This is a genomic window from Mucilaginibacter sp. P1_A3, from assembly GCF_056406855.1.
Window position 1 is genome coordinate 56,580 of record NZ_JBFTZJ010000006.1, and the last position, 24,375, is coordinate 80,954.

At 43.5% G+C, this 24,375-nt stretch carries 15 protein-coding genes; 2 read left to right on the top strand and 13 right to left on the bottom strand.

All coding sequences use genetic code 11. From position 1 onward, the window contains the following. Positions 1–157 precede the first annotated feature (157 nt). Entirely contained in the window at positions 158–2,527 is a 2,370-nt protein-coding gene (locus AC1D0K_RS13620) for an ABC transporter permease (RefSeq protein ID WP_477392885.1), read from the top strand. Positions 2,528–3,050: 523 nt separating this feature from the next. Here AC1D0K_RS13620 and AC1D0K_RS13625 read toward each other — a convergent pair. The 4 genes from AC1D0K_RS13625 to AC1D0K_RS13640 all read right to left on the bottom strand — a co-directional run bounded on the left by AC1D0K_RS13625 (position 3,051) and on the right by AC1D0K_RS13640 (position 8,731). Next, positions 3,051–4,631, bottom strand: coding sequence for a glycoside hydrolase (locus AC1D0K_RS13625; RefSeq protein ID WP_477392887.1), 1,581 nt, complete (start codon positions 4,629–4,631; stop codon positions 3,051–3,053). 217 nt (positions 4,632–4,848) lie between these two features. After that, the gene (locus AC1D0K_RS13630) at positions 4,849–5,577 is read right to left on the bottom strand and encodes an MIP/aquaporin family protein (RefSeq protein WP_295719268.1); all 729 of its coding nucleotides are present in this window, start codon (positions 5,575–5,577) and stop codon (positions 4,849–4,851) included. A gap of 32 nt (positions 5,578–5,609) precedes the next feature. Further along, positions 5,610–7,124 (bottom strand): glycerol kinase GlpK, encoded by a 1,515-nt coding sequence (glpK, locus tag AC1D0K_RS13635; protein WP_477392889.1) that lies wholly within the window; start codon positions 7,122–7,124, stop codon positions 5,610–5,612. 32 nt (positions 7,125–7,156) lie between these two features. After that, complete coding sequence (locus AC1D0K_RS13640) at positions 7,157–8,731, bottom strand: glycerol-3-phosphate dehydrogenase/oxidase (RefSeq protein WP_477392891.1); 1,575 nt, start codon at positions 8,729–8,731, stop codon at positions 7,157–7,159. Positions 8,732–8,853: 122 nt separating this feature from the next. Here AC1D0K_RS13640 and AC1D0K_RS13645 point away from each other — a divergent pair, with 122 nt between their 5' ends. Further along, complete coding sequence (locus AC1D0K_RS13645) at positions 8,854–9,621, top strand: DeoR/GlpR family DNA-binding transcription regulator (RefSeq protein ID WP_477392893.1); 768 nt, start codon at positions 8,854–8,856, stop codon at positions 9,619–9,621. A 21-nt stretch (positions 9,622–9,642) separates the two neighbouring features. On the opposite strand, the gene AC1D0K_RS13650 is transcribed toward AC1D0K_RS13645, so the two are convergent. The 9 genes from AC1D0K_RS13650 to AC1D0K_RS13690 form a co-directional block, all read right to left on the bottom strand. After that, positions 9,643–11,289 carry an amidohydrolase gene (locus AC1D0K_RS13650; protein ID WP_477392895.1) on the bottom strand — a complete coding sequence of 549 codons (1,647 nt, stop codon included), beginning with the start codon at positions 11,287–11,289 and terminating at the stop codon, positions 9,643–9,645. Then, positions 11,290–12,633 carry an aspartate aminotransferase family protein gene (locus tag AC1D0K_RS13655; protein WP_477392897.1) on the bottom strand — a complete coding sequence of 448 codons (1,344 nt, stop codon included), beginning with the start codon at positions 12,631–12,633 and terminating at the stop codon, positions 11,290–11,292. Positions 12,634–12,811: 178 nt separating this feature from the next. Continuing rightward, positions 12,812–13,471 carry a GNAT family N-acetyltransferase gene (locus AC1D0K_RS13660; protein WP_477392899.1) on the bottom strand — a complete coding sequence of 220 codons (660 nt, stop codon included), beginning with the start codon at positions 13,469–13,471 and terminating at the stop codon, positions 12,812–12,814. A gap of 12 nt (positions 13,472–13,483) precedes the next feature. Then, entirely contained in the window at positions 13,484–14,854 is a 1,371-nt protein-coding gene (locus tag AC1D0K_RS13665) for a Na+/H+ antiporter NhaC family protein (protein WP_477392901.1), read from the bottom strand. Positions 14,855–15,172: 318 nt separating this feature from the next. Then, on the bottom strand, positions 15,173–16,603 hold the full coding sequence (locus tag AC1D0K_RS13670) for an NAD-dependent succinate-semialdehyde dehydrogenase (RefSeq protein ID WP_477392903.1): 1,431 nt from the start codon (positions 16,601–16,603) through the stop codon (positions 15,173–15,175). 147 nt (positions 16,604–16,750) lie between these two features. Further along, the gene (locus AC1D0K_RS13675) at positions 16,751–18,049 is read right to left on the bottom strand and encodes an aspartate aminotransferase family protein (RefSeq protein ID WP_477392905.1); all 1,299 of its coding nucleotides are present in this window, start codon (positions 18,047–18,049) and stop codon (positions 16,751–16,753) included. A gap of 10 nt (positions 18,050–18,059) precedes the next feature. Continuing rightward, positions 18,060–19,631 (bottom strand): flavin monoamine oxidase family protein, encoded by a 1,572-nt coding sequence (locus tag AC1D0K_RS13680; RefSeq protein WP_477392907.1) that lies wholly within the window; start codon positions 19,629–19,631, stop codon positions 18,060–18,062. A gap of 6 nt (positions 19,632–19,637) precedes the next feature. After that, positions 19,638–21,005, bottom strand: a complete 1,368-nt coding sequence (locus AC1D0K_RS13685) for a RagB/SusD family nutrient uptake outer membrane protein (protein WP_477392909.1) — start codon at positions 21,003–21,005, stop codon at positions 19,638–19,640. Positions 21,006–21,015: 10 nt separating this feature from the next. Next, on the bottom strand, positions 21,016–24,093 hold the full coding sequence (locus AC1D0K_RS13690) for a SusC/RagA family TonB-linked outer membrane protein (RefSeq protein WP_477392911.1): 3,078 nt from the start codon (positions 24,091–24,093) through the stop codon (positions 21,016–21,018). Positions 24,094–24,375 lie beyond the last annotated feature (282 nt).

Sequence of the window (24,375 nt, forward strand, 5' to 3'; positions counted from 1 at the left end):
TCTGAATTTATCTTACACGAAAACGAACGGATGCTGTTCGTTTTTGATACAGTGATAAATGTGGTTTTGGTATTAATTTATTAATAATCAAGTACTTACATCCGAGGCATAGTTTTTAATTGTAATTAGTGATTACGCAATTATTAATCCTAAAGCCATGATAAAGAACTACTTAAAGATAGCGTTTCGCAACCTGAAAAAAGATAAGCAATTTACTTTTCTGAATATGATGGGTCTTTCTGCGGGATTGGCCTGTACTTTATTGATTTATTTATGGGTGCATGATGAGTTAAGCTACGATAAGTTTTTTGAACATGATAACCAGGTTTACCAGGTGATGGAGACCCGGATAGGTGGCGGAAGCCAATCGCTTACCGATGAATCATCGGGGCTTGTTAGTGACCTTTTAAAGGTTCAGGCTCCGGAGGATGTTGAATATGCGGCAGCAGTTGCCCCTGCAGATTGGTGGCAAAAATTTACCCTCACCGTAGGCGATAAAAACATTAAGGCTACAGGGCAGTATGTGGGTAAGGACTATTTTAATATTTTTTCGTTTAAAATGCTGCAGGGCGAACGCGGGAAAGTACTTGCTGCTAAAAACGATATCGTTATTTCTGATGAGCTTGCAAAAAAGCTTTTTAATACGGTAGATAACGCGATAGGTAAATCCATTAGATTTCAGCACGATAAGGAGTTTGCTGTTTCGGGTGTGTTTGAAAAATTGCCTGTGCATTCTTCCCAGCAATTTGATTTTGTATTATCGTTTGATTACCTGGCCGATGTGCAGGGTTGGGTTAAAACCTGGAGTAATGGCGGTCCGCATAATTTTGTGATGCTGAAAAAGGGAATAGATGTTGCTGCATTCAATAAAAAAATCACCAACCTGGTCACAAAGAATAGCGGCGATACCACAAGACGGGCTTTTGCCATGCGGTTTTCAGAGAATTATTTGCGTAACACCTTTAATCATGGGGCAAGGGTAGGCGGCAGGGATGAGTATATTAAGCTGTTTTCGCTCATAGCCATATTTATACTGTTGATTGCCTGTATCAACTTCATGAACCTTTCAACAGCAAAGGCATCGGGCAGGATGAAGGAGGTAGGGATTAAGAAGGTGGTAGGTGCGGCCCGGAGCCAGCTAATCATCCAATTCCTCTCAGAATCATTGCTGATGGCTGTATTTACCATGATACTCGCGATTATAATTGCCTGGTTATTACTGCCGCAGTTTAACCAGCTAACCGGGAAGGAAATTAAATTGAATTTCGATTTTCAACTGATCAGGATCTTAATTGGCATCACACTACTTACCGGCCTGGTTTCGGGCAGTTACCCGGCTTTATACTTATCAAAATTTAACCCTTTAGCAATATTGAAAGGAAAGCTTAATTCATCTTTTGCAGAGCTGGTTGCGCGTAAGGGACTTGTAGTTTTTCAATTCACGCTTTCGGTGATGCTGATTGTTGCGGTGCTGGTAGTTTACAGGCAGATCCAATTTATCCAAAATACTACGCCGGGTTATAATAAAGATAATATGATCAGGTTTGATTCGGAAGGAAAGCTTGCCGGGACAGAGGAAATATTTGCTGCCGAATTAAAGAACATTCCCGGCGTTGTAAACGCCAGTTTTACCCAGCATAATATTGTAGGGCGCAACTTTGGCACCACCGGCCTCAGCTGGGATGGCAAAGAAGCTAATAAGGATGTTTATTTTGAAGGCTTTTTTGGCGGATATAATTTTATTGAAACCATGGCAATGAAAATGGCCGTTGGCAGGGCTTTTTCAAAAAACTATGGAACCGAAGGCGCTAAGGTTATATTAAACGAAACTGCTGTAAAGGCCATGCATCTTCAAAATCCTATTGGTAGAAGTGTTAAAGTTTTAGGAGGTAATTTCCAGGTTATCGGGGTGGTAAAAGATTTTCACTTTGAATCATTACACGAATTGGTACGGCCATCGTTTATATTGCTTGCCCAGGGAACCAGTCCATATTTTAAAATGATGATCAGGATTAAAGGAGCGCAGCAGAAAGAAACCATCGCGCAGATACAGCATCTTTATGAATTCTATAATCCGGGTTTCCCGTTCACCTATAGTTTTTTAGATCAGGCTTATCAAAAACAATATGAAACCGAAGTAAGGGTTTCAACTTTAACCAAATATTTCTCCTTCCTTGCTATTCTTATCTCCTGCCTTGGTTTGTTTGGATTGGTAGCATTCACTGCACAAAAACGGCAAAAAGAGATAGGTATCCGTAAAGTAATTGGCGCATCGGTAAATAGTATAACCATTATGCTAACCCAGGATTTTCTGAAGCTGGTATGTATCGCTGTAGTTATCGCTTTCCCCCTGGCATGGTGGGGGATGAATCAATGGCTGCAAGGCTTTGTTTATCGTATTAACATGGGAGTGGGTGTGTTTTTTATTGCAGGCTCATCTATCATCATAATAACGCTTTTAACTGTAAGCTTCCAGGCCATTAAGGCAGCCATGACTAACCCTGTAAAAAGTTTAAGAAGCGAGTAGGGGGAAGAGAATCAAGAGGCAAGAGTCAGGAATCAAGAAATAAAAAGACGTGTCTTAGAGGCTGTCTAAATTTTCATACTTCTAATGAAGTACATATCTGCGCGTCGTTGCTTCGTGCCTACCCATGACGTTGTTGCAAAAAAAAACTTTTTGTCATCCTGAACGCAGTGAAGGATCTGTTGTTCGCCATGCTTCTTCGCCCTATACAGCCGGCGAATAGATCCTTCGTTCCTACCCATGACGTATTGGATTTTGAGACGTGTGGGCCTGTCAGTCTGAGCCTGTCGAAGACTCGCGCGGAGAGGCCTTTGCCCACTATCCCTCGACAGGCTCAGGATGACAGCCATTTTTGTTACGTTATTTCTCCTTTAGAGTTTCACGAAATTTTACAACTCAGGATGACAAACCTTTTAAAACGTCATTTCTCCCTTCAGAGTTTCGCGAAATTTTACAACTCGCAATTGACGCGCGGTCAATCTATTTTTAGACAGCCTCTTATGGTTTGATTCTTATCTCCTGAACCTTAATTTAATACCAATGTGGAGATAGAACGGGCTGGAAGAATAACATCAGGTGAAAATTTCTTGCCTGGCGATGCCTTCATATTATCGGCTTGCTCCCCGTCTGTCAAATAGGTTACCATTGTTTTATATTTTATGTGGTCGCCCTTTAATGCGAGCTTGATCCGGGCGCTTTTGGTGCCATGATTAATGCCTACAATGACCAATTGATTGTTTTTATCTTTCCAGGCAGAGATCAATAAATCATGCTTACCTGTTGCGGTGTCAGGAGTATTGATGGCAACCCGTTGCATACCGGGGCGGATAAACAAACTGTAATGTCCTAAGGCCCACAGATTTTTAGTGGCCGTAAATTCCCCATCTTTAAAATCGGGTTTTGGTTTTAAAGCGATTAGATAGTAACGGGTATCAAAATCGGCATTACCGGGCTCATAGGAGTTCCAGAACTGCCAGGCCGTTGCGTTGCCTGTTGTCAGGTCGGTATGTATAACTTTAGCCAAAAATAAAGCACAATCTATGGCGCTTATTTTGCCTTTTGCTCCTTCTTTGTAACCATCGGCAAGCATGCTGTATTCAGATTGCCAAAAGTTAACCTTGTATTTGCTGGCAGTATCTGCCAGGCGGCTGCGGGTAGTAAGCAAGGCTTTATCATTGCTTTCAGTAAAATAGCTATGGCCTGCAATGGTTGCCGGCACATGATTGAGTTTGTTGACTGATAGCGGACTTTTGGGGTCAAAAAAATGTTGAATCTGACTTGAATGGTTTTCGGTACCCGAGTATAAAAAGCTTAACATGCCTGCTTCGCTTATTAAAATATTACTGCTGATTTGTTCTTTGTTTAAGGCCTGGTTTAGCTTTTCTACAACTTTATAAATATCTTCATTCTTCCAGGGAGAGCCTTCCTGGTCAGCGTCTTTATAAGTATGTGCCCAGTCCCATTGCGGCTCGTTAACCGGGCTGATATAACTGAAATGGATTCCCTCTCTATCAAAATGCTTAATTACCTGTGCTAAAAATTGCGCGTAGGCATCATACGCATCTGCCCGCAAATTACTGGTATGGTCCTTTTCTGTTTTATACCCAAGGCCGTTGCGTGTAAATTGAACCGGTGGGCTGTTTGAAAAAGCAATCAGGGTTTCAACACCATAGTCTTGCGCTTTTTTCAGGAAGAATTGGTAACCAGCCTGTTTGTTCCAATCATAATTGCCGGCAGGACTTAAAAAGCATTCAGTTCTTTTCCTGAAATCTTTTATGCCACTGCTGTCGCCCTGTTCTGTAGTGCCGGCTCCTATATTAAACCTCCAGGCGGATAGGCCTATCCCTTCCGGGTTTCCCTGTTTATCTTTTTGTTTGCTGAATAGCAGCCGGGCAATAGTTTCTTTTTTTTCGGCGGGCCAATACTTACCAATCCCTTCAGAAAACCAACAACCAGAAGCTCCGAAATTATCGATCGTCTGTGCCGTTTTGCTCAAATCGATATGTAAAGTGAACACGGTGTCGGTCGCCTGGATGGCTTTTACATTGGTAGCCAGGAAACTTAAGAAAAAGAAAAGGCGTGTTGATTTAAGGAAGAGGTTTTTCATACGGATTATTCAATGGATGAAAATAAAGTTTAAATGTCGTTTTTACATAAAAAAGCGACATAAAAATAAATGCTTTTTTATGTCGCTTTAAGTCGGAGACCTGGCAGGTGTGAATGTCCTGTGGGATGCCGAAATAAATTCGGCACGACGTCGGCTTTTTAACTTTGATTACCCTTAATCAGGCAAGTAATCATTTGAAAAAGTATAGAAAACTATTTTACTTCACCAGTAAATACAAACCGGCGGCTATAGATGCGCCTACTATCGGGCCAAAAACGGGTATCCACGCGTAGGCCCAGTCGCTGGTGCCCTTATTTTTGATAGGTAATATCATGTGCATGAAACGTGGTCCAAGATCCCGGCAGGGGTTAATAGCATAACCCGTTGTGCCGCCCAGTGATAAACCTATTACCCAAACCAATAAAGCTACCGGTATAGCGCCAACAGAGCCGAGGCCTACGGGCGTTTTGGTGGGAGTGATTTCGCCACCCGAAATATAAAATATAGTAAACAGCAGTACAAAAGCGCCAATAATTTCGCTGGTAATATTTGATACATAGTTACGAACCGCCGGACCGGTACAAAATACAGCAAGTATAGCACCGGGCTCATTTGTGCGTTTAAAATGATCATAATACATAGCCCATACCAGGAATGAGCCAATCATCGCTCCTAAAAATTGTGCAGCAATATAAAGCGGAACATTTGCCCATGGAAATTTACCGGCTATTGCCAATGCTATGGTAACCGCCGGGTTAAGATGCGCGCCGCTATATGGCCCCGCGACTACAACCCCAACAAATACGGCCAGCCCCCAGGCTGTGGTAATAACTATCCAGCCGCTGTTATTTCCCTTGGTATCTTTTAATACCACGTTGGCTACTACGCCATCGCCCAAAAGTATAAGTAACATAGTGCCAAGCAACTCGGCAATAAATGGAGACATGATAATAGATTTTATAGGTTTGAATAATTTACTTAAATCGTTTGAACTGCCTGCCCGGCATCAGACCAGCTCTGCGCAGCATGGATAGCCCTTTTCCACCCTTCAATATCTGTTTTAATATCCTGCAGGTCGTCTCCGGGTGTAAATTCCTTTTCAGATTGCCAAAGCTGTTGTATCTCGGCTACATCCTTCCAAAAACCAACCGCTAAACCGGCAAGGTATGCAGCACCCAATGCAGTTGTTTCAACAATGCTTGGTCTTATAACCTTGCAACTTAAAACATCAGCCTGAAACTGCATCAGTAAATCATTTGCCGTGGCACCACCATCCACACGTAACTCTTTTATTTGCATGCCTGCATCCGCTTCCATGGCATTCAATACATCCATAGTTTGGTATGCTATAGAAGCCAGCGCAGCCCGGGCCAAATGGCCAGCCGTTGTGCCCCGTGTAAGGCCAACAATAGTCCCCCTGGCTTCAGGGTCCCAATAGGGGGCACCTAAGCCGGCAAATGCAGGTACAAAAAATACACCACCGGTATCTTTAACACTCATAGCCAACTGTTCAACATCTGCCGATGTTTTAATAATACCAAGTCCGTCTCTTAGCCACTGTACCACAGCTCCGCCAATAAATATGCTGCCTTCAAAGGCATATTGAATTTCGCCGTTAATTTTCCAGGCAATGGTGGTAAGCAAATTGTTTTTTGATTCAATAAACTCACTACCAATATTCATCAGCATAAAACAACCCGTGCCATAAGTGTTTTTAACCATGGCCTTATCAATACACATTTGCCCGAACAGCGCTGCATGCTGATCGCCTGCTATGCCTGCAATTGGTATTTTGCTGGCAAATATGGTTGTAGCGGTTTCGCCATAAATTTCGCTGGATTGTTTTACTTCGGGCAGCATGCTTTTGGGGATATCAAGCAGCTGCAATAATTCATCATCCCATTGTTGGGTGCGGATATTGAACAACATGGTGCGGCTTGCGTTGGTAACATCGGTTACATGTACCTGGCCACGCGTAAACTTCCATACCAGCCAGCTATCAACAGTTCCAAAAGCCAGTTTCCCGGCCTCGGCCTCGGCGCGCGCACCTTCTACATTATCGAGGATCCATTTTATTTTTGAGCCCGAAAAATAGGCGTCTATCACCAACCCTGTTTTTGAGCGGATCATATCGCTATGGCCGTCCTGCTTTAATTTATCGCAATAAGCAGCGGTGCGCCTGTCCTGCCAAACAATGGCGTTGTAAATGGCTTCGCCGGTTTCCCGGTTCCAAACAATGGTAGTTTCGCGTTGATTAGTGATACCAATGGCTTTTATGTTTTTACCGTTAAGCCCGGCTTTAACCGTAGCCTCGGCCGCAACACCCGCCTGGCTCGACCAAATTTCGTTGGGGTCATGTTCAACCCAGCCCGGTTTTGGGAAGTATTGTTTAAATTCTTTTTGCGAAAGTGATTTGATTTGACCCGCATGATCAAATATAATTGCCCTCGAGCTGGTTGTCCCCTGGTCGAGGGCTAAAATGTATTCTTCCATTACTTAGGTTTTATAAATTGGTGGTTTATTGGTTAGGCTAATATATAGTTTTTGGCAACTTTATTAAAGGCGCTTACCTGTTCGGCTTGCCATTTAGTATCCTTATTTAGTTCGCTTGCCATAAGGCGCGCTACCTCTGGGGCCATGGCCATAGCTAAGCGGGCATCTAAAAATAATACGCGGGTACGGCGGGCCAGTATATCCTCCACGGTACGCGCCATCTCGTACCTTATCGACCAGATAACCTCGCCTTTAGTGTATTCATCATCCGGGTGAACCGGGTTTTTCCAGTCGGTATCCTCGTTTGCCAGTGCTAATACCTTCTCTATATCAGCGCCATATACATATAAATGATTACTCCGGTCAGGGTTTGGCCTGCTGCCATGAATGGGCAGGCCTGCGGTGTGGCAGATGTTGTTTTTTAACTTACCCACTTCAATCGCTTTATCTATAGTGTCCTCGCCCATTTTACGATAGGTAGTCCACTTGCCGCCGGTTATGGTGATGAGGCCGGATTTGGAAACAATGAGTTTATGGCTGCGCGAGATTTCTTTTGTTTTTGATGAATCATCCTGGGGGGCTGCCAGTGGTCGCAAACCGGCAAAAACACTCAGTACGTCCTTGCGGGTTGGTGTTTTTGTAAGATACTTAGCCGCAGTGCGCATAATGAAATCAACTTCGGCTTCAAGGGCTATTGGCTCCAGGCTATGTTTGTCAATAGGTGTATCGGTGGTGCCAACCAATAGCTTATTATGCCAGGGAACCACAAACAGCACGCGCCCGTCCTCGGTTTTAGGGATCATGATCGCATCTTCTCCCGGCATAAATGATTTGTCTAAAACAAGGTGCACCCCCTGGCTTGGCCTTACTAAAGGCTTACAATCGGGTGTGTCCATTTTAAGTACATCATCAACAAAAACTCCGGTTGCATTAATAACGGTTTTGGCTTTTAACTGGTAAGCAATGCCGGTTTCTGTATCGGCGACTGCAACGCCTGTAATTTTATGATGGATATCTTTAATTAGCCCGGTAACCTTAAAATAGTTTAAAACTGTAGCGCCTTGTTCTAAAGCGGTTTGTGCCAGGTTGATAGCCAACCGGGAATCGTCAAACTGGCCATCATGGTATGCTACACCACCGTACAATCCTTTATCTTCAATTCCGGGTAGCCTGTTTAGTATTTCTTTTTTGGAGATATGCTTTGCCCTGCCAAAACCAAGCTTGCCGGCCAGCAAATCATATATGGTTAAGCCAATTGTGTAAAATACACCATCAAACCAGCTGTAATTAGGGATAATGAAACTTTCGTTTTTTACCAGGTGTGGGGCGTTCTTCAACAGTAAACCCCGTTCATGCAGGGCTTCGCGTACTAAGCCTATATCGCCTTGTGCCAGGTAACGCACACCGCCATGTACCAGTTTGGTTGCCCTGCTTGATGTGCCTTTGGCAAAATCGGCCTGTTCAAAGAGTAATGTCGAAAATCCCCTCGAGGCTGCATCAACAGCTGCACCAAGGCCGGTTGCGCCACCGCCTATTATAATTACATCCCAGCACTTATCCTTATCTTTTATAGATGTTAAAATTGAATCTCTTTTGAAAATACTCATTTTGTTGTTTTGTATTTCGTTTATGTTTCAAATATACAATATCGAAACATAAAGTAATGAAATGAAACTTATTTTTTGTTTCAATTGGCTGTTGTTTGTTTTTTATTTACTTTTGATCGTTTATGAATAAAAATACCGACAGGCATAAAATTATACTTCAAAAACTGGATAATGATGGCTTTGTAAATGTACAGGAGCTGGGAAAGGAATTGAATGTTTCGGAAGTAACTATCCGGAAGGACCTGAAACTTTTGGAGGATAAAAAATTATTATTCAGAACACATGGCGGCGCTACCAAAAGCAACCCGTATACCAATGACAGACCTGTAGCCGAGAAAGAAAAACTAAACGCGCCCGAAAAGCAACAAATAGGTATAGCCGCCGCTGCATTGATAGGACAAAATGACTCGATTATTATTGCATCGGGTACCACTATGCTCGCCCTGGCACGGTCTATTAACCCGGGCAAACACCTTACAGTAATTACTTCGGCCCTAAATGTAGCCATGGAGTTATCGCAGCATTCCAATGTGGAGGTTGTTCAATTGGGTGGGCAACTGCGTACTTCATCATCATCGGTAACGGGATCATACCCCGAGGTGATGTTGCAGGACATGGCATGCAGCATGCTTTTTTTAGGTGTTGACGGAATTGACCCCGAAATTGGATTAACCACCACCAATTTAATGGAGGCCAGGCTAAATCAAAAAATGATTAATGCCGCACAAACTGTAGTTGTATTGGCAGATAGTACAAAGTTTGGAAAACGGGGCTTAGGGAAAATTTGCCCTTTAGACCAGGTTCAGCATATTATTACCGATAGTGGAATAAGTGCCGGAATGTTGAAAGTATTACAGGAAAAAGGAATTGCAGTTACTGTTGTAAAATAACATGCGCAACTTTCCAAAAGCTTAAGATCGGTTGGTATAAACACATTTGCCGTCAACAAAAGTTTGCTCGATCTTGAGCATGCTAAGCTCATGCGGGGCCGTTGTTAATGGATTTTTATCAGCGATAATAAAATCGGCCAGCTTACCTGCTTCCAACGAACCAACCTGATCGGTTTTGCTAACAACAGCGGCGCTACAGGTATAAGCCTTAAGCGCTGACGCTATGCTAATTCCCTCCTGCGCGGCTATCACGTTCCCTTCATTATCTGTACGGGTAACGGCGGCCTGCATGCCTTTAAAGGGATTTAAATCTTTTACTACCGGCGCATCTGATGAAAGAGCCAGCAAGATGTTATGTTTTAAAACTGAATTTACAGGATAACATTGGTTAAGATAATCGTCATCAAGATATTTGATAAAGTTTTTGCCCAATTCGCTGATAAAGATGGTTTGCATGGATGTGGCAATGTTATATTGCTGCATATCCTGCAAATGTTTTTCTTCGGGCAATCCCAGGTGCTCTATCCTGTTAACGATACTTGGGAACTTATGATGAAGATCTTTATAAACATCAATTACAAATTCAATAGCGGCATCACCAATGGCATGAGTAGCTATGCCTAAACCTTTTTGTAATGCTTGTAAGGAAAGTGATGTGTACTGATCCCGTTTTAATCGCAGCACGCCTTGTTCTGATGAGTTTTTATAATGCCTTTTAAGGGCGGCTGTTTTGCCGCTTAAGCCACCATCCGAAAAGAATTTAACTGTGTTTACGTTAAAGCCGTCCGACTTGAAATATTCAGGAATAGGATAGGGGGCATCACCACCATCGGGGAGGATTATCGGAATAGCGTTCAATCTGAACCCCAGCTGACCCTGTTGGTGCATTTCGTAATATGCTTCCAGTAAAAGCGGATCGACCGCGGGATCTGTTGCCGCGGTGATGCCGTATTTATAAAGCTCCTCCCGTGCTGATAGTACCATCACCTTCAGTTGGTCTTTTGTATAAGAAGGAATGTTTTTGGTGATTAAGCCCAGGGCAGTTTCGGTGAAAATACCGTTTGGCTTACCATCATCGCCGATATAAACAACACCGCCATCGGGTACAATTGTGTTTGAGGTAATGTTACAAACTTCCAGCGCTTTTGAATTGCAAACAGCAATATGTGCACAGGTACGTATTACATAAACGGGCCGGTCTTTCAATACCTTATCCAAATCAGCCCTGGTTGGGATCTGCCCGTTAAGCCAGGCCGCTTCGTTAAAGCCACGGGCGGTTATCCAGGCCGCTTCCGGGTACTGATGAGCATAGGCATCAAGCATTTGCAGCATGTGATCCAGGCTTTCGGCTCCCCTTACATCAAGCATATAGGTTTTAAGGTTACCAACCTTCCATATATGGATATGGCTATCATTTAAACCCGGCATTAGTGTTTTACCCAATGCGTCAATTACCTGTGTACGGGGCTGGATGAGGGGTTGCAATTCTTCAAACCTGCCTACAGCTTTTATGCGGTTACCTTCTACAGCGATGGTATTGAAATTATTGTCATCAAAGCCATCGTGAAATGAAATGATCCGGGCATTATGGATCAATAAGCTTCCAATCCCGTTTTTAAAGGGAGGAAATCCTGTTGATTCATCACCGTTCATGTGCCTGATGCTCATTTATTTTCTTTTGTTATCCGCTCTTTGAATCGCCTCTTCCAAAACGCTCAGCGCCTCGGTTAATTGCTCATCAGTTATTACAATAGGGGGCAATAAACGCAGGCAATTACTAAACATACCGGCGCGGATCATAATTAAGCCATGGCTTACAGCATCTCTGATGATCTCTAACGTAACATCCATGTCCGGGTCTTTACTGTCGCGATCTTTCACAAACTCTACCAATCGCATGGCTCCTAAACCGCGCACATCACCAATGATCTGGTATTTCTCTTTCCAGCTTTCGAGCGTAGTGCGCATCAGTTCGCCAACCTCGTTTACACGGGTCAGGAAGCTTTCACTTTTTATGATTTTAATGGCCTCAATCGCCGCAGCACAGGCCACCGGACTACCGCCATAAGTACCACCAACACCACCCGGATGCGGCGCATCCATGATCTCGGCCCGGCCGGTTGTCGCACTTATGGGCATGCCCGCGCCTATTGATTTGGCACTAACCACTACATCGGGTACTATATCAAAATGATCAACGGCAAAGAATTTTCCTGTACGGCCTGCCCCGCATTGGATCTCATCGGCAATCATCACGATGCCATATTGATCACACACTTCACGGATTTTTTGAAGGTAAGCCTTTGGCATTGGGATAAAGCCGCCTTCGCCCATTACAGGTTCAATAATAATGGCGGCTAATGATTCCGGATCAACTTGTGATATGAAGGCGATATCCAGTTGTTTAATAAAATACTGGACGTATTCCTCATCGCTCATTCCTTGTATTTTACGATACAGGTTAGGAGCAGGGATGCGGTATATATCAGATACAAATGGTCCCATCCCTTTTTTAAACAACGAATATTTACTGGTAAGGCTAAGGGTTAACAAGGTGCGGCCATGATAAGCCCCCTCAAAACATAAAATAGAATTGCGTTTGGTAAAATACTTGGCTACGTTGATGGCATTTTCTACCGCTTCGGAACCTGAATTGGCCAGTAAGGTTTTCTTTTTAAAATTGCCGGGGGTAACTTCATTTAGCAATTCGGCCAGTTCAATATATGGCTCCATGGTGGTGACCAGCGAACAGGTATGGATATATTTATCAACCTGTTTTTTAATAGCATCTACCACGTTTTGATCACTATGACCCACGTTGATCATGCCTATGCCACCGGCCAGGTCAATAAGTTGGTTGCCATCCACATCCCAAACCAACGCGCCCGAGGCGCGTTCAACAACTACATCTGTTGATTTGGCTAAACCGGCTGGCAGCGCGTTTTTTCTTCTCTCTAATATTTCCTGGCTTTTAGGGCCGGGTAACGCGGTTTTTAATTGAATATATTTCATTGTCTTACGATTTCATTGGTTTTATTGGGATGTCTGAACCAGAATTTACAGAATTAATGAATTAACAGAATTAATGAATTAACAGAATTAATGAATTAACAGAATTACAAATCAAATTCAAGAAATTCTTCAAATTCAAAAAATTCCGGTTCAGAAATTCTGATTCAGACACTTTCGTTCAAACATCCTTACTTATTTCTAATTTTATCAGTACTCCATAGTTGCCACATACAGGGTCGTTCACATGTTCGGGCATTAAGGCTATGGGCTCAAAGCCTATTTTCATTTGTTTGGATAGTGTAGGGTCTTTGCGTTTACCGGTAAGCAATTCCTGGTAATAAGTTTCTCCGCTCATTTGGCTGCTTACGGCACCATAGCCACTCATCATCCCCACGGTCAGTTGCCCTTTTAAGCCCAGCAATTTGGCCATTTCATGTCTTGCCCGGTAAAGTATTCTTGCCAGGCCGCGGCCGCGGTAGGCGGGTAATATGCCCATATCAAGGCCGTAAAGCCAGTCGCCATTGGGGTTGTGGTTGGTGAGCCAGCCGCCTGCTATGGTTTCGGCAAACGTATGTTCATAGTTGGCAAAATCAAAATTGGTGCGCATGGTGGTGGTCATACCTATAACATGGTCTTTATCGGTTATTACAAACTGTCCCTCAGGAAAAACTTCCAGATGGCGTAAATAATGTACAGCCCTTATATGCTCCTCGCTTGATAACGTAGGGAAAATAATTTTTTGAAGTTCTTCCAGTTGTTCTACATGCTCAGGCCTCGTGTTCTGAACAATCAATCCGTCGGGAATTAACTGGTAATATGCGGGTTTTTCTGTTGTCATGATCTTTAAAAACTAAGCAACGGTATAACCCATCACTATATAAATAACCGATGAAAATATAAATGCGATCAATGCGTATGGTAATTGCGAAAATGAATGTTTGAGGTTGCTTACATCTGTACTTTGCGATGTTAATATAGTGGCATCGCTATACAGGCAGGCATTTGAGCCAAATACCCCTGTGCTTACTACGGCCCCAATACTCATTAAAACGTTGGCACCCAAAGTATGCGCTAGCGGGATCACTATAGGTATAACCACCGCGTAAACTCCCCATGATGAGCCTGTGGAGTAGGTGATAAGTGATATGGATACAAAAATTATAACAGGCAACAGTTCTTTATTGATATAAGGTTTTACGCCGTTGATCACATAATCGGTTAAGCCCATTTTATCGCCTACATCTTTCAAAACATAGCTCATGACCACCAATGCCAGTGCATATATCATGCTGTTGAAACCCGAGAAAACAGTTTCGCTCAATTGCTGAAAGGTGCCAAGCTTTATAATGAGGTAATAAACAAAGGTGAATGTAACACCAACCATAATGCCTTTAAGGGCATCGTAATTCATTAAAAAAGTACAAACCAATGTAACCGCCAGTGGCAGGATGAAAAACAACGAACTCGGCTTTTTATCTGTTTCAAACCCTGATGATTGAATGGTGATCTCCTCGGGCTCTACCGGCAGCGCAATAATGTGGTTAGCTGATAGCATTTCGGCTTTTTTCATGCGCCCTATCATGGGTATTACCCCTACGATTACCAGTGGGATAAGTAGTACAGATACCCAGCCGTAAGTAACATAAGGGATAATTGACAGGTATACATGGTTGCCTTGTCCCTGGGCGGCAAACTTGCATTTTTCCAATATCGACCCAATAAACACCGTCCACGTAGAAAGGGGAACAATAACGCACCAGGGAGCAGATGTGGTGTTAACAATATAAGCCAGGTACTCGCGCGATATTTTAAAATGATCAGTAATTTTTTTCATGGTGACGCCCACGGTAAGCGCGCTTAAATAATCATCCAGGAAAATAAACAGGCCTAATGCCCATGTGCCAAATAGGGCAGTCTTTTTTGTTTTGATATATTTCAGGGCATCCTCACCAAATTTCAGCGCACCCCCGCTTTTAACCATAAGACCAATGAGCGATCCATATAAACCGCACACCAGTATCACCCAAACTGTACTTTGATCCTCCATTACTTTATAAAAACTGGCTATAAAATCAGTAAAGAAATTGGTATGGTCATGAAAGCCAATGATGATAAACCCGACAATACATCCTATTAGCAATGCTTCAAAGGATGCCCTTAAAGCGATAGCCAGTACAATTACTACCAGTGGCGGAATTAATGCAAGTGCCCCGTAACCCATGTGTTTAGTTTGTTATAATTTTATTTGTTGTTAGTTGCCTGTGAGGACACAGGTAACGGGAAAAAAAACTTTTGTCATCCTGAACGCAGTGAAGGATCTGTTATTCGCTATGCTTCTTCGCCCTGTATAGTTTGCGAATAGATCCTTCGTTCCTCAGGATGACAAGTTGTTGAATCCCAGACTTACGAAGTTTTTAAAACTTCGTAAGTCTTTCGCCGCTTGTCATTTCCTCCTTCACAGTCTGCCGGATTTTAAAACTCGCAATGACATTGTTAATTTTATCCATCGCCTGTGTCCTCACAGGCGATCATTGTTAAGCTATAATCCTCCGGTACTTATCAATTTCTTCTCCATATATTCATATAATCCTTCGCTACCGCTTTCGTGTCCCTGGCCGCTGGATTTCCATCCGCCAAAGGGTGATTCAGTGCCGTGTGGCGCCCATTCATTTATGCCAACTATCCCAAACTCCAATCGCTCAGAGGCGTAAATGGATGTTTTTAAATTATTGGTAAATATGTAGGAGGCAAGCCCATATTCGGTATCGTTGGCTTTGGCAATGGCATCATCCAGGTCGTCAAAAACAAATAGCGGCAATACCGGGCCGAAGATCTCATTCTGCGCCAGGACAGATGTTTGCTGTAAATTGCCTATAACGGCGGGTTGTAAAAAATACCCCTGTTGAAGATGGGGCGGTATATTTCCGCCTGTCATTATCTCCGCGTTTTCTGCCTGGGCTTTGCTGACCAGGTCAAGTACGCTTTCCCTTTGTTTTTTGGTGATAAGGGGGCCTACATTCACGCCTTCGGTAAACCCGTTGCCTATTTTTAATTGGCTGACGTATGCGGTAGCTGCTTCTGCAAACTGCTCATAAATGTTTTTATGTACATAAAAACGCTGCGGCGACGTACAAACCTGCCCGTTGTTGCGGAAACGCGCTATAGCTGTCACCTTGGCTAAAGCATCAACATCTACATCATCAAATATCAGTACCGGGGCATTACCGCCAAGCTCCAGTGATAGTTTGGTATGCGTGCGCGATGCACCGTCCATCAATATTTTACCCACCCGGGTGCTGCCGGTAAAGCTTATTTTTTTAAGCAGGCGATTGCTCAGCATTTCGTCGCCGATGGCGGCGGCATCGCCTATAACAACGTTGAGTACGCCATTTGGTAAACCTGCCTTTACCAAAGCATCAACCAGATTAAAGGCAGATAGCGGTGTTTCTTCCGATGGTTTGGCTACAACGGTACACCCGGCCGCCAGGGCTGCTGCCCAGGCCCTTGCGGGATTATAGGCAGGGAAGTTCCAGGCGGTAATAATACCTACAACCCCAATTGGCTGGTAAATTACCGAGCTGCGTTTATCTGGCCTGTTAGTAGGAATAATACGACCGTAACTGCGCTTGCCTTCTTCCGCATACCACTCAAACAGGTTGGCTGCAACAGTCCATTCTCCTTTAGCTTCGGGTAAGGGTTTGCCGCTTTCCATTACCATATCGTGTGCTATGATCTCCAGGTTCTCCCGCAAATAGTTGGCGGCTTTTTTTAAGATCTCGGCCCGCTGATAGGGTGTTGTTTTACTCCATGAAGCAAACGCTTTATGTGCTGCATCAATAGCCGCCCGGCAATCACCGCCATTACCGGCACTTAGCTTATCAATAACCTTTTCGGTAGCAGGATCAATTAAATCCATCTCCTGTTTATCAATTGCCGCTACCCATTCCCCGTTGATGAATTGTTGTTTCATGTTTGATCTGTTTAATAATTGGATGTTATGCTGAGTCTGTCGAAGCATGGAGAAAAGGCCTCTGCGCACTCCTTCGACAAGCTCAGGATGACAGGCCTTTTGCCGGTCATTTTATATAGCAATTTTATAATTGGTTTATAATTCTTCCTATACTGATAATTCAGCTAAGCCATTCTCCATAATATCAAGGCCCTTGTTTAATAAAGCTTCATCAATAACAAGCGGACTAAGCACCCTGACCACGTTTCCGTTTATTCCCGCGTTGATCACGATCAAGCCATGATCGGCACAATAGCTGATCAGTTTTTTGCATAACACATCATCAGGTTTAAAAGGGTCATTATCCTTTACCAGTTCAAAAGCCATCATAGCGCCAAGGCCGCGTACATCGCCAATGGCGCTGAACTTTGATTTCATACTGTTAAAACGGCCGCGCACAATCTCGCCTACTTTTGTGCCAAGCGCATTGATATCTATCTCCTCCATGTATTTCAGCGTAGCTAATGAGGCCGCGCAACAAACAGGATTGCCGGGATAGGTACCCCCAATAGTGCTTGGTTTGCAACTATCCATGATGTGCGCCTTGCCAATTACGCAACCAATGGGCATGCCACTCCCCATTGATTTTGCCCAGGTTGATATATCGGGCGTTACGCCATAATGCTCATAAGCAGCCCATTTACCCGTACGGCCGAAACCGCTTTGCACCTCGTCCAAAATCAGTATAATGCCATACTTGTCACAAACCTCACGTAAGCCTTGCAGGTATTTTTTGGGCACAACATTAAAGCCGCCTTCGCCTTGCACGGGTTCAATAATAATGGCAGCAACCTGCTCTGCAGGTACGTTGGTATGGAAAAATATTTCCAGCTCGCGCAGGTGTACATCAGAAAACTCATCAAGATTTAAACCATTACCATAACGGTAATGATCAGGGAATGGGATTCGGTAAACTTCTGGGGCAAAGGGGCCGCAACCCAGTTTATAACCCACTTTTGATGTAAGCGTCATCGCCATCATGGTACGCCCGTGAAAGCCGCATTCATAACTGATAATGGCTGGCCTGCCGGTTGCCTGCCGGGCAATTTTTATAGCGTTTTCCACACTCTCGGCACCTGAATTGGTAAGCATTACCTTAGTGTTTTCACCATGAGGTAAAAGGGTAGCCAGCTTTTCGGCCAGTTGCAGATAAAGATCATAGGTGGCCACGTTAAAGCTGCAATGAATCATTTTTGCAGCCTGTTCTGCAATAGCAGCAACAACGGGAGGGGGGCAATGGCCTGCATTTACCACGCCAATGCCGCCTGCAAAATCAATCATTTCATTACCATTGGCGTCGGTAATAATAGCACCGGTTGCGCTTACAGCCGTTGATGGATTAAAGATCCCTATGGCATTAGGTACCCACTTTTTTCTTCTCTCTAATAATTCCTGCGAATTGTCCATGTTTGTAATTTTATACTTCTTTCATTATCAGCTTATTCCTGAAGTTTCTTTTGTTGGCTTTAGCTACCATTTCAGCAGCTATCCTGCCGGTTTGGGCCGCCCCGTTCATATAGCCCTGGCAGGTGAGACTTACATGCTCGCCTGCAAAATAAATATTGCTCACCGGCACCGCTTCCCAACCGGCAATAGCACTCCATTGGCCTTTTTTAAAAGTGCTGTACCCGCCCATGGTATATGGATATTGGCTCCAGCAAAACTTAATGGTTTTACTGTTGTAGTCTTTTAGTGCGCCGGGGTAAACTTTATCTAATTGTGGCACTATCCGGGCTGCCAGTAACTCATTTTTTTCATTGCAAAGGGTATTGATAATATGGCCGCCACCAAAAAGAGTAAAACTACCTTCCGCATCTGATTGCATCTGGCTGCTATCCCATCCGCAGCCAAATTCAAGGTCGGTAAAAGTATAGCCGGCTTTACCTGCTTTGCGCCAGGGCTTGTTGTTTAAACCCATGATGAACTTACCACTGTTACCATAACCCAACTCGTTGATGCTCTTTCGCTTTTCAGAAGGCATGGGTACGTCAAATTTAATTTTTCGCAGCATGGTGAACGGTAAGGCCATGATCACATAATCGGCTGTTACTTTTTTTATAATGCCTTTCTGATCAAAGCTCAGCTCATACTTTTTTGTTTTAGTAACACTTATGCCGGTAAGCTTATGGGTTAGTAAAACCTGTTGTTTTACCTGTTGGTATAGTTTATCGCTTAAATGCTGGCTGCCACCTTTTATTTTAAATACCTCATGCTCATCGCCAAACAGCTCATAATCTTTTTCGCCGGTTACGGGTTCGGTAAACATGATGAGAAAGTTAATAGCAGATTGCTCCGAAGTATCCATACCATACTCCATGGTGAGTACTACATTTAACAATTTATTCAACCAGCCCTTTATCCCAATGCTGTTTATATACTCCGATATAGAAAGATTATCCAAATGTTGAAACGACGGAGCGGTGGTGTAGTCAATTTGTTTGGGTAATGATTTTACATCTTTTTCTATCAGCCGGGCAAATGGATGTATGGCCCTTTTGAGGTCCTCGCCGTTGAGGTGTCTTCCATCAAAATAAAAAGTTTTGGGATCGAGCTTATCAAGCTTAAGGTTATAAAAATCAACGTTTAACTCCTTAGCCAGTTGAAAGATCTCGGTATGATCCGAGTCTACAAATTCGCCACCCAGATCTGTAGTAATGCCTTTGCCAAATTTATCTTTAATGGTAAACATGCGTCCACCTGCACGTGCAGATGCTTCATATACCGTACTTTTTAAACCCCGCTTTTTTAACTGGTAAGCCGCATTTAAACCTGCCATGCCGGCACCAACAATAGCTATACTGACCTGAGGCGTCTCTCCCCAATTAAAAGCATCTGCAATATTAGGAAGCAACGCCATCCCGCCGGCCATCAAACCGGCGTCGCGCAAAAACTTTCGGCGACTATCACCCATTTGTTCATGGCTAATTTCATCCTCCCTAAGGGAAGAGAAAAAGGCTTTTCTTAACAGGTGAATAAATGGACTATGCATGTTTAATTAGTATCCTTTGTTTTGTACCACCACGCCGCCGGTTGCACTGATTTCGCTTTGGGGGATTGGGAGTACAGGGTTCACTGATGCGCCTAAAACTTCGGCTACCTTTTTGGTACGTGCGAGGTCAAAAAGGCGATGGCCTTCAAAATTGAGTTCGGCGCGGCGTTCATCCAAAACAGCATTTAAATAGGTTGCATCGTTGGGTACATTGGCAGCGGTTAAATTTGCCATGCCCCGGTGCTGGCGAAGGTTGTTCAAGTCGCTGAGGCCGTTAACCCTGCCCAAAGCCTCTGCCCTGATGAGGTAAACCTCGGCCAGGCGGATAATGTAGGCTGAATTGTCTTTGGTAGTTTCGCCCCGGTATTTTTCGGTACGTCCGTCGGGTTGAATACTTTGATCAACGTTTACATAATCAACCAGGCCGGCACGATCGTCGGTTGGGCGGGCGGTGAAAAAGGTATTCAAATCTTCGGCGGCCAAAAATGTAACATCCGTTCTCAAGGCGTCGTCACGTACATAGGTCAAACCGTTGTAGGCGCTATTATTTTGCTGATCGAAAACCAATTCAAATACACTTTCAGATGTATTCTTTTGCGTATAGATCTTGCTGAGATCTGCGGCTGGAAGCAAGGCGTAAGCACTGTTATTAATCACCAGCGAAGCGGTTGTAGCTGCGCTGGCTTTATTACCCTGGTATAAGTAAATCCTTGCCAATAATGCATTTGCAGCGGCCTGTGATGCATATTTGCTCCCGTTATCGGTGTTTAATAATTTAACTGCCTGCTGCGCGTCGGCTATTATTTGCTTGTATGAATCGGCAACGTTGCTGCGTTTAACAGGAGTAGCCGGGTTGGCCGTTGATGTAACAATTGAAATGCCATAGGCTGATGTATTATCCCAGTGCTCGCCAAACATGCGCAAAAGATCAAATGACGCCAGGCTGCGAACAAAGTAAGCTTCGCCTTTTATGTTTGATAGCTCAGTAGCATCTGTGCCGGGAACTTTGTCGGCGTTTTCAATTATTTTGTTGGCCGCGTAAATGGAATTATATATCTGGATATAAATGGCTGATGTATAAATATTACTTGGCGAAACCGCTTTATTGGCAATATCCGTAAGGTCAATTACATCATAACCACCGGTTGTGCCATTGTCTGAATAGCATTCGGCCAGCAGCGGGTAATAGCCTCCATAGTAATTTTTGCTTTGCAATGTGCTGTACATGCCAATACGGGCACTGCGCAAACCTGCTACATTTTTAAATACGGTACCATCGGCTACTTCATTTGGCGAAGTAACATCCAATACTTTTTTGCAAGAAGTTTGGATGATGGTAACCAGGAGAAGTACAAGTGTTATATATTTTCGCATAATAGTAGATTTAAAATTTAAAGTTTACACCCAATAATACTGTACGTGCCTGCGGATAGGCGGCATAATCAACCCCGGCAGTACTTGGCGAACTGCCGCCATTTGAGCTAACTTCGGGATCAAAACCATAATATTTGGTAAACGTGTACAGGTTTTGCGCTTCAACATATACCCGTAAGGATGAAAATACTTTGCTGTTTTTGGGTTTGATAGTGTACCCAAGGTTTACCGTTCTTATCCTTAAAAAAGAGGCATTTTCAATAAACTGTGATGAATTTTGTACGTAATTCTGGAATACCATAGATGCTCTTGGGATGTCGGTTATGTCGCCAGGTTTTTCCCAGCGTTTGTTTACAATAGTGGCGTTGTTGGCGTATACCTGGTAAAGGTTTTGGTCGTCATAACCGCCATCGCTCCAGCCGAGGGTTTGATAGGTTGACCGGATTAAGTTATATACTTTATTGCCAACACTAAATTGGGTTGAAATATTAAGATCAAAATCATTGTACCTAAAACTGTTGCTCCAGCCGCCAAAATAATCGGGCGTGGCCTTACCCAATACCTGCTGGTTATCGCTGAATTTAGGAGTACCTGTTTGCGGATCGACGCCTAAATATTTATAACCATAAAATGAGCCTACAGCCTCGCCAACCTTTAAGATATGCGTTGGGAATAAATCGCTGTAAGCAGATAGTAATTGGTTATCTGAGGATAAGGCAATAATCTTACTTTTTATAAAGCTTACGTTAAAGGCTGTTGTCCAGGTAAAGTTTGCGGTTTTTACGGGGTAAGCATTCACAGAAAATTCGATACCACTATTTTGAATATTACCCGCGTTTATGGTCCGGGTTGCAAAGCCGGATGTAGCCGGGAGGGGAGCCTCGCTTAACAGTTCGGTACGGTTGCCTTTGTAAGCTTCTAATGAGCCGCCTATTTTACCGCCAAATAGTTCAAAATCCAAACCGGCGTTGATCATTTTGTTGCGTTGCCAGGTTAAATCGGGGTTGCCGATGTTGCGTGGTTTTAAACCGGATACGCCATCATAGCGCGATGGCTGGTAATAGCTCTGGTATTGAAAATCGCCTATCTCCTGGTCGCCGCTCAGTCCGTAGCTAAACCTTAGCTTAAGGTTGGTAAGCCATTTAGAATTGCTCAGGAATTTTTCTTTGCTAATTACCCAACCTGCAGAAACTGCCGGGAACAACCCCCAGCGTTTATTAGGATCAAACCTTGATGAACCATCATAGCGGGCGCTTGCCGAAAACAGGTATTTTTCATCATAAGCATAATTGGCCCTGAACAGGAACGAAAGCAATCCCCAGCCCGAATGTAAATCAGTTGCCCCGGTAACAGTTGATGCACTGGAGATGTTGGTAAGCCCTGTACCTTCGGGAAAACCTTGCGCGTTGATGGATGAACTTTCGGTACGGGTTGATTGTGCTGTAAAGCCGCCTAAAAGGTTCAGGCTATGCTTTTCGGCAAAGGTGTTTTGGTAAGTTAACGTGTTTTCGTTAACCAATGTGGTATTTGAATAATTGCCTTTTATAGCTTTACCGCCCACTGCCGAGGCATCCGAAGTAATGGCATCAAAAAACTGGTCGTCATTAAGGCTGGTGTAATCGGTGCTGAACGATGCACGGAATTTGAGGTTTTTAAGCACTTCGATGTCAGTAAAAACACTCCCCAGAAAACGATAGTTGGTGGTGAATGCCTGGATCTCTTTTGCTGATTTTACCGGGTTATCACTTAGCCAGCTGGCTTCATACTGGGTATAATCAGCATAGCTGCCATCGGCATTATAAACCGGCATTAAGGGCGAAGCGCCTAATGCATTGGTTACAATACCTGTATAGGTATCATCATTGAAACTACGCCTGTTTTTACCATAGGTAAAGGACGAATTTGTACCGATGGTAACTTTGTCACTTACTTTATTATCAAGATTGAAACGGAAAGATGCCCGTTTATAATAATTTTCAATCACAATGCCCTGCTGATCAAAGTAGTTACCAGAGATGAAGAACTTTGTTTTTTCGCTGCCACCGCGGGCCGATAGTTGGATAGAATTTATAGGAGCTGTTCTCAGGATCTGATCGAGCCAGTTGGTATTTACTTTGGTTTTCCAGTTATTGGGCAGCGGGTTAGTTAAAACAGCGGAGTTAAATCCATCAGGAAACTGGGAGGGATCTGCCTGGTAAAGTTTCAAATCCTGCTTGCGGGCATCTTCTTCCAGTGCAACAAAGCCTTTGCTATCTAAAAACGGGATGGTATGCGCCACATGCTGAACGCCGGTGTAACTATCAAAGCTAAACTCGGTTTTGCCGTTTTTACCATGTTTGGTGGTTATCAGCACAACGCCGTTAGCCGCCCTGGCTCCATAAATGGCCGCTGCCGAAGCATCTTTTAATATTTGAATAGATTCGATATCATCCGGGTTAATATCAGCTATGGAGCTAACGTTTTGGCCCTGGCCTACTACTGTGCCGTCTGTGGTATAGGATGTTGAAAGTGAAGAATTGCTTTCGCTGATCATAGGGATGCCATCAACCACATATAAGGGGTTGCTGGCACCGCGAACGCTTACCAATAAACCTGCACCCGGAGTACCAGAGGGGGTAGTTACCAAAATTCCGGGTACTTTACCTTCAATACTCTGAGCAAGATTTGATACGGGCTGGTCTTTAAAATCTTTATTGCTGATGGAACTGATAGCCGATGTAAGGCTGGATTTTTTTTGCGTGCCGTAACCAACCACAATTACGTCGTTTAGCTGGCTTTTGGTTTCTTCCATCACTATGTTAAGCAGGGTTTTACTGCCAACATCCGCGGTATAGGTTTTAAAACCTATATAGGATATTATTAATTGTTTATTGCTGCCATCAACCTGGATAGAAAACATGCCTTCGGCATTGGTAACAGTTCCCTGTTTGGTACCCTTTATAAAAACAGATGCGCCTACAATGGTTTGTCCCAGTCCATCTTTTACAATACCTTTAACGGTATGGTCCTGTGCCAATGCAAAAGGTGGGGCCGTTAAGCAAAGCCACAAGGTTAAAACAGCAAATAATAAGCGTATGGGTTGTTTCATAGTGTGGTTTTAGGAGATTATTGAATAAATAATTAAAAAAATGGGCAATTGCCCGTTCGTTCTATAAATATCATCAAGTCAAATGAGGAAAAATATAAGTCAAAATATTTTTTTCAGATAAATTTTAATTATTGATTTACAGTAGTTTGTATTTGGTCAGAATTAAGTCTAATTTTAAGTCATAAATACAAGCGGTATTTGAGTCAAAATTCCATATCGTTATTAATTAATTTTAATACTTAGTGTAGCCGATATTGATTATTGATTTATCAAAAACACTAA